Here is a 12161-nt window from a genome sequence, read left to right as displayed (position 1 = left end):
GAATGAAGTGATCACGTTCAAGCGGTACGACTGATCAGGTTCAGCGGAATACGCACATACGCCATCTTCAATAGCATCCATCAGTGAATATTGATAATCAACAATGAGCCGCCCTTCCGGTGTCGAGTAACGAGCCAAGGCAATTACTTTTTCATCAGAACGCCACGGAGTGCCGGACATTGCCAGCGTATACGCAGCCGCATCCTGAAGTTGCTGAATGATTTGTTGCCCCCAGAAATTACCTCCCTCAATTTCATCCCCACCCGCGCAATGGTGAATTTCGTCGAAGATAACCAATATCCGCATACGTTCAAAAAGTCGCCAGAAAGCATTACTCTGATGTTCAATGGATTGGTATGAGAGCGCCATACCCACAGCCCCTATTCGGCCATCAAAGGCCATATTCAAAACATCTGAGAAGGTTTTTTGAAACCCGTCAACGACCTGGCATGAAGGCGCAAAGCAAACAACGGCATCTATTTTGTTCTGCTCTAAAAGCCTTTTGGCTAACTCCGCAGCCATCCTAGTTTTTCCTGCCCCAGGGGTTGCTTGGCAGAGAAAATGTTGATCCCGTGAATAATGAGAAAGCGCACAAGTAATACACTCTAACTGCCAACGACGAAGACTCATTGCAACGTACCAATTTTTTGAAGTGCCAGCTCGAGAGCATTCACATGCCCAAGAAGGCGGGAGCTTTTGTTACGTGCTGCGACCAAATCCGGCTCCAAGGTGACTTGTAGACCCGGTATTTCTTCAATCATTAGAGCGTATCGCTCAGTTTCTCCATACGATGTCATAAAATCCAGTTGAGTTTCCTTGAGCATTTGTCTTAGCTTGTCCGAGGCATGAGGATTCTTAGACGACCCTGCTTTCAATGATTGCGAAGGAGCCTCTAAGATGGCTTTTTTCTCAAGCCGCCAATTTGTGCACTCTTCCATATTCCTGCCAGGAGGAAGTAACTTCACAGTCAGATTCTCTGGCTTTACATTCATCTCAAAACGCTGTCCACGTGTCTTTTTCTCGCTGTGATACGACGCCCAGCCACACCTAACTAAACGAAGAACCTGGCTATAGATGTAGACCCGCAGTTTTGGCAGTGAAACATCTTTAGAATTGACGAGTTTCAGGTATCGATCACGCAGCTCCATAATAGTAAATGCGCCAACGTCCTCTTCCATGAGAATGCGGTGAAGAATACGATCAAGGGTTATCGAGGAGGATTTCATTCTCGTACCACTCCAAAAAATGCGGATTATAATCCGTGGCTATAAATACCGCAAAAGGAAACATTGCAGCTCTTATTACGGAGTAGCGATGAAGATTCTTGCGAGAGAGCTGGGAGCCAACATCCGAGCCAAAAGAAAGGACATGGGAATATCCCAAGACGACTTAGCCCTTGATTGCGGTGTTGATCGAAGCTATATGGGGCGCATCGAAAGAGGTGAAGTAAATATCACCTTAAAGAAGCTGTATAGCATAGCTTGGGCTCTGAGCTGTGAAACGGCAGCATTACTCCCCCCTGTTGCGGTGATCAAAAGCCAAGATTGATTGTCTTCCAAGAGTAATATGGGCAACAAGCAGGCGATTCGACGGAGGATGAATTCTGAGTTATAGCTATACACTCAGGGGAGCATACGGCTATATAGGACCTCCGGGGCCAAAGTTTTGAGACTGGAAATAGATACTCCAATTAATAGATAGAAAGCTACGCCTGTCAGGTTCTTCCGTATCTGCCGGGTGAATTTTGATGGCCAAATCAATAATTCAAAAGAAGTGAAGGATTGTTGACCTGTTTTATATTAAAACTGTGGTTCCCACCCTATCTAATCCCAACTAATCAGACCTAAACACATAAAACCATATGTACATGGTACTTGGCATATGTAATTCTACTCAAGCTATCACACCTCTAACTGTTTGACGGAAGAATACCTAATGTCTGAGCGCTGGCTTTCAGTAGAAGAAATGGCCGAATACTTGGGTGTCAGTAAAGACACCGTGTATGCCTGGATCAACAAAAAGAACATGCCAGCGCACCGGATTGGCCGCTTTTGGAAATTCAAGGCTGATGAAGTCGATCAGTGGGTTATATCTGGCGGTGCTGCAGAATCGGATGGTGAACGTGACACAAAGTAGCAGTATCGAAAAACTAGGATTTAGTATCTCTATAAGTGGGGCGCATCTGTCGCGCACGATAATGCTGTCGGAATTACAGCAATTGTTCGACTATTTGCCCGAAGCAACAGCAGAAAAGGAGGTCTATTTCGAGGCGATAGTAGACGACAACTGCTTGTCAAAACGCTCAGCGCGCACCCGACTATTAACGGCCCGCCATCTGGCAGACCTTTATGGCTTAGATAATGCCTTTCTGCTTTTTCGTGCCCTGAAGTTTTTTTGGTATCGCGCAGAATCCGCTCGCTCGCAACTGGCACTGTTACTTGCCTATGCTCGCGACCCCATTTTGCGTATGAGTGCTAAGCATATTTTATCCACAAGCCCAGGGGTGCAAATTCAACGGCAGGAAATTGAAGACATCATCAGCAATCAATTTCCTGATCGTTTTAGCGAAGCAACCCTAAGATCGACGGCTCAGAATATTAATGCAACCTGGACCCAGGCGGGCTATTTAACGGGTAAAGTTAAAAAAATTCGTTGCACATCAGAAGTCAGTGAGGCAGCTCTGTGCTTTGCACTGTTGATGGCCTATCTTCGTGGCACACGCGGCGAAGAGCTCTTCACCAGCGAATACGTTCAGTTACTAAATTGCCGGCCAGACAAAGCAATTGACCTTATCGAGTCTTCTGCTCGCAAAGGTTGGGCAGTATTTAAGCGTGTTGGCTCGGTTGTCGAGGTAGCGTTTCCTTCCTTGATCAATCAACAAGAAATGGAGTGGGTGCGTGAGCAAGCTTAAACGCCTCGTCGAAAACTATGGCAACTACATTGCAACACCTTGGAGTGATGCTGCAGCGGCTCAGCGCGTCATTTTTTGTGTCTACAACGAAAGTGATGAATTACGGTTGCGCGTCTCCATCGATGAGTTTGAGCTTGCAACCAAAGCCAAAGGCCATCAATGGTGTCATTTTGATCTGACAGATACCTTTGCGGATTGGTTGGCGAGTCAGAAATATGCCAAGAGCTATTTTCAGAAGCCTCTGTTGATCAACACGCTATTGCCAAAATACGCAGAATACATCGCTGCCCAATTCAAAGAGCATATCGAGCAAGCGGGAGCCGATCACAGCACCGTTGTTGCCGTGTCGGGTGTGGGCAGTTTATTTGGCTTTCAAAAGGTCAAAGATATAGTTGATAAGCTGGCACCGATGGTGCCTGGTCGCCTGCTGGTGTTTTTTCCTGGAAGCTACGAAAACAACAATTACCGATTGCTTGATGGTTACGACGGCTGGAACTACCTCGCCGTACCGATTACTGCCGAAAAGATATATTAACAAGGACGCTCGAGTATGATTAACCAGGATATTTATTTAACCAGCCCATCTAGCCGTAAATTGGTTAACGAAGGTGTTGCCAGTGTTAATGATGATAAAACCCAAGAAGCACTGAATGTTCTTAGGTACGAACTGGAAACCTTCGTTTGCGATGGCCAGTACGAAAAAGGCGTTGAAGATATTTTACATACTTACCTCAAGAATATTGATCAAGCTCAGCAGCCAGCGGTTTGGATCAGTGGTTTCTATGGCTCCGGTAAATCACACCTGGTAAAAATGCTGCGCGCTTTGTGGACGGACATGACCTTCCCCGATGGCGCCACCTCGCGCGGTATCGCTAAACTGCCGCAAAACGTTAAAGACTTGTTGGCAGAGCTTTCCACTCAAGGCAAACGTCACGGTGGGCTGCACGCTGCGTCGGGCACATTGGGGGCGGGAGCGAGCGGCAGTGTGCGTTTGGCGCTGCTGCGCATTGTCTTTAAATCGGTTGGCCTGCCAGAACAATATCCCGTTGCCCGCTTTGTGATGTGGCTCAAGTCGGAGGGTATCTACGAGCAAGTTCAACAGCATGTAGAAAACAATGGCCACGATTGGAATGAAGAGCTCGATAACTTCTACGTTGCAGAGGGCTTGCATGAAGCCCTGTGTGAGGTAAAACCCAACCTGTTTTCATCGCCCGTTTCATGTGTTGAAACGCTCAACAACCTGTACCCCTACGTTCAGGATGTCAGCTCTGACGACATGATCAAAACCATCAAGGCGGCCTTGTCGAACAATGGCAAGTTCCCGCTAACCCTGATCGTGTTGGACGAAGTCCAGCAGTACATTGGCGAAGACAGCCAGCGCTCCATCGACGTGCAAGAGGCGGTTGAAGCCTGCTGTAAAAACATCGGCGGTAAACTGCTGTTTATTGGCACCGGCCAGACCGCAGTAACGGGTACGTCTAACCTCAAGAAACTGGAAGGTCGTTTTACCGTCCGTATTGAACTATCCGATGCCGATGTGGACGCGGTTATCCGCCAGGTGATTCTGGCGAAAAAAGTAGAATCGCTCCCCAAAATTGAACAGACCCTGCAGCAAAACCTAGGTGAAATATCCCGTCATTTGGCGGAGTCAAAAATTGGCCACCGTCAGGACGATATCCAGTTCTTTGCCCAAGATTACCCCATCCTGCCAGTGCGCCGCCGCTTCTGGGAAAACACCCTGCGTGTGTTGGACCAAACCGGAACGGACAGTCAGCTGCGTAACCAACTCAGCATGATCCACAAGTGCATCCAATCTAATCTGGATAAGCCCCTGGGCAGTGTGATCCCCGCCGATTACCTTTACTTCGACGGTGCCGACAAACTCCTGCAATCACGCGTGCTACCGCGCAAGGTGCATGAAAAAACCTTTAGTTGGATGAAAGGCAACGAAGAGCAACAGCTATTAGCCAGAGCCTGCGGTCTCGCCTTTTTGGTCGGTAAGCTTCAAGCCGAGAACAAAGAAATCGGCATCAAAGCGAATTTAGAAACCCTTGCTGATCTAATGGTTGAGGATTTAAACCAAAGCAGCTCGGCACTGCGCACTAAATTGGCAGGCTTATTGGATAACTGCGAATTGCTGATGAAAGTCGGTGATGAATACCGCATTCAAACCGAAGAAAGCCAAGCCTGGAACGATGCCTATTTGCGCCACCGCAATACCCTGGCGAACGAAGCCCACCGATTGGAAACCGAGCGTACCGACCGCATCCGTAAGAAGTTCTCTGAACGGGTAAAAAAATTCTCCGTCAATCACGGTCAGTCTAATGTGCCACGCGCGTTGTCGCCGCTGTTTGATACTTCACTGCCAGCCGATGCCGATAGCAAAATTTATGTCTGGGTGCGCGACGGCTGGAGCATCGACGAAAACTCAGTGCGTGTGGACGCACGCCAGGCTGGCAACGCCGCCTCTACCATTTACGTGCACATTCCCAAACGCTCTGCCGATGACCTGCGCCATCATTTAATCGACCTAAAGGCAGCCACCGCCACCTTGGAAGAAAAAGGCTCGCCCGATACTCCAGAAGGCAAAGAGGCTCGTGCCGCCATGCAAACGGCCCAAGCCATGGCCGAATCAAAAGTTAATGACTTGCTGGGCGATATTCTTGATGGCGTGCGTGTATTCCAGGCCGGCGGTAACGAAGTGCTGGGCAACGACCTGCAAGAGATGATTATAGAAGCGGCTGAAAATTCGCTCACCCGCCTCTACCCGCAATTCCATGTCGCCGACCATACCGGTTGGAGCAAGGTGTACGACAAAGCCAAAACCGGTGCATCGGATGCCTTAAAAGCCGTAGGTGACGACGGCGAGCCCGCTAAAAACCCGGTATGCAAAGCGGTGATCAACTTTTTGGCCGGTGGTAAGAAAGGCACCGATATTCGCACCCAGTTTGAAAGTGCGCCCTACGGCTGGCCAGGCGATGCCGTGGATGGTGCTTTACAAGTATTGGTGGTGGCAGGCGTGGTTCGCGCCCAAACAGATCGCGGCCAGAACATTGAGCCGCGCGAACTGGAGCGCAAAAAAATCGGCCTTAGCCTCTTTAAGCTAGAAACCGCCGTGGTCACCACACCGCAGCGCATCCAAATCCGCAAATTGCTACAGCAAGTGGGCTGCCAGGCCAAGCAAAATGAAGAGCTGGCAGTACTGCCAGAATTCTTACAAAAGCTCAGCCAGTTGGCCGACAATGCAGGCGGCGATGCCCCGCGCCCGGCTAAGCCTGACACCAGCCACCTGGACGATATTCGTCGTGCCGCAGGCAACGAGCAGTTACTGGCGATTTACAATCTGCGTGATGAGTTCAAGCAACAAATTGAAGACTGGCAAGCCCTGAACGACAGCATTCAGCATCGTCTACCGGCCTGGCAAAGCCTGCAAACCTTCGCCAGCCACGCCAAGTCGCTTGATGGTGCCGAGGTGCTGCAAACCCAGGTCGATCAAATTAAAGAGCAGTGCCTGCTGCTGGCTGAGCCAGACCTGATGGCACCGTTAATGGCCAGCTACACCCAACTGCTGCGCGATGAACTCAATAGCCTGCAACAGGCCTACGATGCCGCACATGCCAAAGGCATGCAACGCTTAGGGGAAGACAGCAACTGGCAGCAGTTGGAACAGGAACAAAAACACCAGTTCTTGGCCGAGCAAAAGCTTACCGCAACCGATAAACCCGAAATTGCCGTTGGCTCCAGTGACGATATTCAACAGACGCTGCAGCGCATCAGCATTGGCATGCTGGCCGAGCGTATTGCCGCCATGCCTAGCCGTTTTGATGCCATCTCCATCAAAGCCGCAGAAGAAATGGAGCCCAAGGCCCAGTTTGTATCATTACGCCGCTGTACTTTAAAAACTGAAGCTGAGATACAGCAGTGGTTACGCGATGCTGAAAACCAACTCAAACAAGCCCTGGCCGAAGGGCCAGTGGTTATACGGTAGGTATGCCATGCTAACCCAAATTACCTTTGAAAATTTCAAGAGCTACAAGGCTGCAACCTTACCCTTGGCCGCCATCACTTTTTTAATTGGTGCCAATGCCTCTGGGAAAAGTAACGCACTGGAAGCAATTCGCTTGCTCAATTGGCTGGCCAAAGGGAGCCGACTGGATGACATTGAAAAAGTCATTCAAGGTGGAGATGGCATTGTTCGCGGCTTGGCCAAGGATTTATTTCGCGATGAAGCGGCAGCTTTTAAATTAGGCTGTCATATCAGTGACGCGCCTGAGGGGTGGTGTGATTTTAAAATTGATATTCACCAGCTTGCTGAACAGTTAGTCGTTGAAAGCGAGACTGTCACAGGTAAAAGCCAGAATATTCCGCTTTATAAAGTTGATAGCAAGCCCAACCAGCATTCAGATGAACTGAGTATTGCTTACAACAATTTCACCAAAGGTAAAAATAAACCGCATATTCCTTGTTCAAACCGTCAGGCAATTTTTTATCAGCTTGAAACGCCTGGGAGATTTAATAAATCACATAAAAAATCACAAGAGATCATTCCTAGCGTAACAAAGTCTCTTCGTGAAACCTTACGTGACATCGTATTCCTAGACCCGCGCCCCGCCTTAATGCGTTCATATGTATACGCCAAAGATGATGATATAAAAGAGGATGGTAGTAATCTTTCAGCCGTGTTGTATAGCGTTTGCCAAAAAGGCGAATCAGAAAAACAACAGCTGCTTGAGTTTATCCGCTCTTTGCCAGAGCAGGATATATCTGACATTCAGTTTATTGAGACCGAACGTAAAGATGTGATGGTGCGCTTGGAAGAAAGCTTTGGCGCTCAAAAACGCAAAGTAGATGCTCCCTTATTGTCTGACGGCACTTTGCGAGTGCTGGCCATTGCTGCCACCTTGCTGACTGCTAAACAAGGTGCCTTGGTAATCATTGAAGAAATTGACAATGGCGTGCACCCCAGCCGTGCGAAATCCTTAGTCACGCAAATTCAAGCACTGGCCAGCGAGCGCCAGCTTCGTGTGTTGTTAACCTCCCATAACCCAGCATTGCTGGATGCGCTGCCAGATGAGTCATTGGCCGATGTCATTTGTTGTTACCGAGACCCTAAAGAAGGCGACAGTCGTTTAGTGAAATTAGGCGATTTAGAACGGTATTCAGAATTAGTCGCTCAAGGGCCGCTCGGCCAATTGATGACACAACGTGTATTGGATCGCTTTTTAAAAGACGACACCACCGCCGAGCAGCGCCAACAGCAGTCTTTAAATTGGTTGGAGTCGCTAAAACAAAATACAGCAAACTCTGAAAATAAGGGCGGTAGCGAATCATGACCGCCATATGTTTAATCGACACGTCTATTTTTGTGGAAGTGCTGAATATACCTACAAAATCGAGCCAGCATGAAGCGATTGTTGAACAACTGGGGCAAAAAATAACAAACAGGGAAGAGCTGTTTTTACCCATGGCCACTATTATTGAAACCGGCAACCATATCGGCCAAAACGGTGATGGCACCCTGCGCCGTCAATGCGCTGAACGTTTTGTTGCACAAGTGAATCAAGCATTAGATGGCTGCTCGCCCTTTAAACCCATCAGCTTTTTAAAGCCTGATGAATTAAAGCAGTGGTTAGGTGAATTTACCGATCACGCCATGCTCGGTAGCGGTCTGGGCGATTTATCCATCATTCATGATTGGCAGCGGCTGTGTGCCCAGAACCCCAGCCGTCGCGTTTATATCTGGTCGTTAGATACCCATTTAGCCGGTCACGATCAAGCAGCAAGGATGTAACGAATGACTTTAAATAATCACCTACAGCCCCTCGATAAAAAGCTGCGCAGCCAGCTGGAAAATACCGTAAAAAAAGCGCGGGATATTGCCGAAGAAGCCGCGGTAGCAGTATTAGAGCAATTGGGTGTGGGCGAAAAGGCCAAGCCGTCATATCTTAATGACGCCCAGCAAAACCTTCGTGTGCGCCTGCGTGCTCATGCCCGTAGCTTGGGTGATGCGCGCAAAGCCGATGGCGAACAAAGCATTGAACGCCTGCAAGAAGAAGTGGCCTACGAACACTGGCACCGTATGCTTTTTGCCCGCTTTTTGGCGGAAAACAACCTGCTGATGTACCCCGACCCAGATGAGCCGGTGGCCATTACCCTGGAAGAATGTGAAGACCTGGCGGCAGATGAAGGCGCCGCCAACGGCTGGGAGTTGGCCGGGCGTTATGCCTCGCAGATGCTACCGCAGATTTTCCGCGCCGATTCACCGGTGTTTGAGCTCAAGTTCGCCCCCAACCACCAGTTGGATTTAGAAAAGCTGCTGATCAGCCTACCTATCGAAGTCTTTACTGCGTCGGATTCTCTAGGCTGGGTGTATCAGTTCTGGCAAGCCAATAACAAAGAGCGCATCAATAAATCGGAAGTGAAAATCGGCGCGCGGGAATTGCCTGCCGTCACTCAGCTGTTTACCGAGCCCTATATGGTCAGCTTTCTGCTGGATAACTCTCTGGGTGCCTGGTGGGCAGCACGGCGTTTAAGCGAAGATGATTTTAAAAACGCCAGCACCGAAGAAGAGTTGCGCCAAAAGGCGGCGATTGAAGGCGTGCCGTTGGAGTATCTGCGGTTTGAACAAGATGATAGTGGAGTTTGGTCACCTGCAGCGGGCACCTTTGATGATTGGCCTGAGCAGCTAGCAGAGTTAAAAACGCTTGACCCCTGCTGTGGCTCTGGGCACTTTTTGGTTTCAGCATTCCTGATGCTGGTGCCCATGCGAATGGAACTCGACGGGCTTTCAGCACACGAGGCGGTGGACGCGGTTTTAAGCCATAATATTCATGGTTTAGAGTTGGATCAACGCTGTGTGGAGTTGGCTGCTTTTAATTTGGCATTAACGGCTTGGAGGTTTCCAAGCGCTGGAGGCTATCGAGTATTACCAGAGCTACATATGGCGTGTTCTGGCTTGGGAATTAACGCCAAGAAAGAAGATTGGTTGGCATTAGCGGGGGGCAGCAACAATCTTCGGATAGCGCTTGATGAGCTATATAAACAGTTTGAGCAAGCGCCTGTATTAGGAAGCTTGATTAATCCAGAGGCAAGTTTAGGTAAGGGCTCGCTATTCGAGATAACATGGGATGAAGTAGAGCCACTATTATCAAAGGCTCTCATTGAATTAAAGGATGTTGAGAAGAGTGAACTTGGTGTTGTTGCAAAAGGGACATTTAATGCTGCGAAAATCTTGTCGGGGAAATTTAATTTTATTATCACCAATGTTCCATTTAAAGAAACGAAGCAACTAGTTGATGAGGCCCAAAAATTTATTGAGCAGCATTTTGCAGCGGGTAAAACAAACTTAGCAACAGCATTTGTGTTGCGGATAAAAGCCATTCTGGCGGCGGGAGGTACTGCGGCTATTGTAACGCCACACGAATGGCTTTTTTTGAAATCATATGACAAGGTACGCAAAGATTTATTGACGCATGCTACCTGGAATAGTCTTGCGGATTTAGGTGAGCTTGCATTTGAAAGTCCACAAGCGGCAGGGGCTTTTACCGCGTTAATCTCTTTTACTAAGCGTATCTCTACAAAAAATAATTCTTATCTTGGTGTCAATGCAACACAAGAAAAGGGTGCCGCAGCAAAGAATAATTTTTTGAAGAATTGTACAGTTGAACGATATTCTCAGAACCAACAGTTATCAAATCCGGATTGTAGAATCGGATTATTTGAGGCGTCCGATCAACCTCTACTGTCGACACTGTCTGGTTCTTATGTTGGTCTCCAGAATGGAGATGCACCCAAGTTTTTGTATCAATTTTGGGAAATATTTGAGCATAAGCATCAAACTATTTGGGATTTCTTTCAGTTACCATGCGACGTGCCAAAGCACTTTAATGGAAGAGATGGGATGGTTCGTTGGGAAGGCGGGAGTGGCGCTTTAAGCACTTCATCACAAGCGAGAATTCAGGGCGTTGAAGCTTGGGATAAAAGTGGAATCGCAGTGCGCCAAACTAGGTCTCTACCAGCAACCCTTTATTCAGGTGACAAATATGATCAATCAAGTGCAGCAATAATTCCTACTGACCCACTTCATTTGCCCGCCATATGGTCATTTTGCTCTAGTCAAGAGTTTCACGATGAAGTCAGAAAAATTGATAAGAAAAAAAATGTAACTAATGCAACGTTAGTGAAAATTCCATTCGATCTAGTCCGCTGGACTAGAGTCGCCGAAGAGCAATACCCCAACGGACTGCCCAAACCCTATACCGACGATCCCATACAATGGATCTTCCACGGCCACCCATGCGGTTCGGTGGTTTGGGATGAAGAGCAAAAATGGACGGCTGATGGCCCACTGCGCACCGACGAAACTGTCCTGCATATCGCCGTGGCTCGTTTACTCGGCTACCGTTGGCCTGCTGAATTAGACTCAGAAATGGACTTGGCCGAGGAACAACGCGAATGGGTGAAGCGTTGTGGGGCTTTACTTCCATTGGCCGATGAAGACGGCATTGTCTGTATCCCTGCAGTGCGCGGTGAATCCTTAGCTTCTGACCGTTTAATCAATCTATTGGCTGCCGCTTATGGCGATGCTTGGACTCCGTCGACACTCAATCAACTGCTGTCATCAGTTGGTTATACCGGTAAAACCCTGGAAGCCTGGCTGCGCGATAAGTTCTTTGAAAAGCATGTAAATCTGTTCCAAAACCGCCCCTTTATTTGGCATATCTGGGATGGCTTGAGCGACGGTTTTGCCGTGCTGATTAACTACCACAAGTTTGATCAAAAACTCATGGGAACCCTGATTTATAACTATCTGGGTGACTGGATCAAACGCCAGAAAGACGAGATTACAGCGGGTGTGGATGGTGCCCAAGAACGCCTGGCGGCTGCCGAAGCGCTGCGCAAACGCTTAATTAAAATCCTAGAAGGCGAAGCACCGCTGGATATCTTCGTGCGCTGGAAGCCACTGGAGCAACAACCCATCGGCTGGAACCCTGATTTAAACGACGGCGTGCGCCTGAATATTCGCCCGTTTATTTTGGTAGATGATGTGAAGGTAAAAGGCGCCGGTGTACTGCGCAATAAAATCCCCAGCATCAAATGGACCAAAGATCGCGGTGCGGATGTCGAAAGCGCCCCCTGGTACCACTTAGGCCCGCAATACGGCGGCAAAGAAGGTGATCGTATTAACGAACATCATTTGAGCCTCGCTGAGAAAAAAGCAGCTCGCGAAAAACTACGTGAGAGTTCTTAA

10 protein-coding genes are annotated in these 12161 nt (G+C 48.5%); 8 read left to right on the top strand and 2 right to left on the bottom strand.

What is annotated here, in order from left to right; translation table 11 throughout:
* Positions 1-630 (bottom strand): DEAD/DEAH box helicase family protein (locus tag P1U47_RS07830; protein WP_301028148.1); only part of this gene is annotated, 630 nt, incomplete at its 3' end.
* Positions 627-1226 (bottom strand): hypothetical protein, encoded by a 600-nt coding sequence (locus tag P1U47_RS07825; RefSeq protein WP_301028147.1) that lies wholly within the window; start codon positions 1224-1226, stop codon positions 627-629. The genes P1U47_RS07830 and P1U47_RS07825, both read right to left, overlap by 4 nt.
* Positions 1227-1314: 88 nt before the next feature.
* Between P1U47_RS07825 and P1U47_RS07820 the strand changes: the two genes are divergently transcribed.
* The 8 genes from P1U47_RS07820 (at position 1315) to P1U47_RS07785 (ending at position 12161) form a co-directional block, all read left to right on the top strand.
* Positions 1315-1548, top strand: coding sequence for a helix-turn-helix transcriptional regulator (locus P1U47_RS07820; RefSeq protein WP_301028145.1), 234 nt, complete (start codon positions 1315-1317; stop codon positions 1546-1548).
* A 387-nt stretch (positions 1549-1935) separates the two neighbouring features.
* The gene (locus P1U47_RS07815) at positions 1936-2136 is read left to right on the top strand and encodes a helix-turn-helix domain-containing protein (protein WP_301028143.1); all 201 of its coding nucleotides are present in this window, start codon (positions 1936-1938) and stop codon (positions 2134-2136) included.
* Positions 2123-2911: a hypothetical protein gene (locus tag P1U47_RS07810; protein WP_301028142.1), complete on the top strand. Its 789-nt coding sequence runs from the start codon at positions 2123-2125 to the stop codon at positions 2909-2911. Before P1U47_RS07815 ends, P1U47_RS07810 begins: the two co-directional genes overlap by 14 nt.
* Complete coding sequence (locus P1U47_RS07805) at positions 2898-3446, top strand: BREX protein BrxB domain-containing protein (protein WP_301028141.1); 549 nt, start codon at positions 2898-2900, stop codon at positions 3444-3446. Before P1U47_RS07810 ends, P1U47_RS07805 begins: the two co-directional genes overlap by 14 nt.
* Positions 3447-3461: 15 nt before the next feature.
* On the top strand, positions 3462-6899 hold the full coding sequence (gene brxC / locus P1U47_RS07800; protein WP_301028140.1) for a BREX system P-loop protein BrxC: 3438 nt from the start codon (positions 3462-3464) through the stop codon (positions 6897-6899).
* Entirely contained in the window at positions 6844-8244 is a 1401-nt protein-coding gene (locus tag P1U47_RS07795) for an AAA family ATPase (protein ID WP_301028138.1), read from the top strand. Before brxC ends, P1U47_RS07795 begins: the two co-directional genes overlap by 56 nt.
* Entirely contained in the window at positions 8241-8702 is a 462-nt protein-coding gene (locus tag P1U47_RS07790; RefSeq protein WP_301028136.1) for a hypothetical protein, read from the top strand. Before P1U47_RS07795 ends, P1U47_RS07790 begins: the two co-directional genes overlap by 4 nt.
* A 3-nt stretch (positions 8703-8705) precedes the next feature.
* A complete protein-coding gene (locus P1U47_RS07785; RefSeq protein WP_301028135.1) occupies positions 8706-12161 on the top strand; it encodes an N-6 DNA methylase in 3456 nt (1151 codons plus the stop codon).

It is taken from the genome of Zhongshania sp., from assembly GCF_029212375.1.
Classification (GTDB): domain Bacteria; phylum Pseudomonadota; class Gammaproteobacteria; order Pseudomonadales; family Spongiibacteraceae; genus Spongiibacter.
The sequence above is the reverse complement of the archived record's forward strand: the minus strand, read 5'-3'. Positions and strand labels throughout refer to the sequence as shown.

What these genes read in the sequence shown, in the direction of transcription:
- P1U47_RS07825 (WP_301028147.1), bottom strand. Translation starts at nt 1,226, where the DNA reads ATGAAATCCTCCTCGATAACCCTTGATCGTATTCTTCACCGCATTCTC.
- P1U47_RS07820 (WP_301028145.1), top strand. Translation starts at nt 1,315, where the DNA reads ATGAAGATTCTTGCGAGAGAGCTGGGAGCCAACATCCGAGCCAAAAGA.
- P1U47_RS07815 (WP_301028143.1), top strand. Translation starts at nt 1,936, where the DNA reads ATGTCTGAGCGCTGGCTTTCAGTAGAAGAAATGGCCGAATACTTGGGT.
- brxC (WP_301028140.1), top strand. Translation starts at nt 3,462, where the DNA reads ATGATTAACCAGGATATTTATTTAACCAGCCCATCTAGCCGTAAATTG.
- P1U47_RS07795 (WP_301028138.1), top strand. Translation starts at nt 6,844, where the DNA reads ATGCTGAAAACCAACTCAAACAAGCCCTGGCCGAAGGGCCAGTGGTTA.
- P1U47_RS07790 (WP_301028136.1), top strand. Translation starts at nt 8,241, where the DNA reads ATGACCGCCATATGTTTAATCGACACGTCTATTTTTGTGGAAGTGCTG.
- P1U47_RS07785 (WP_301028135.1), top strand. Translation starts at nt 8,706, where the DNA reads ATGACTTTAAATAATCACCTACAGCCCCTCGATAAAAAGCTGCGCAGC.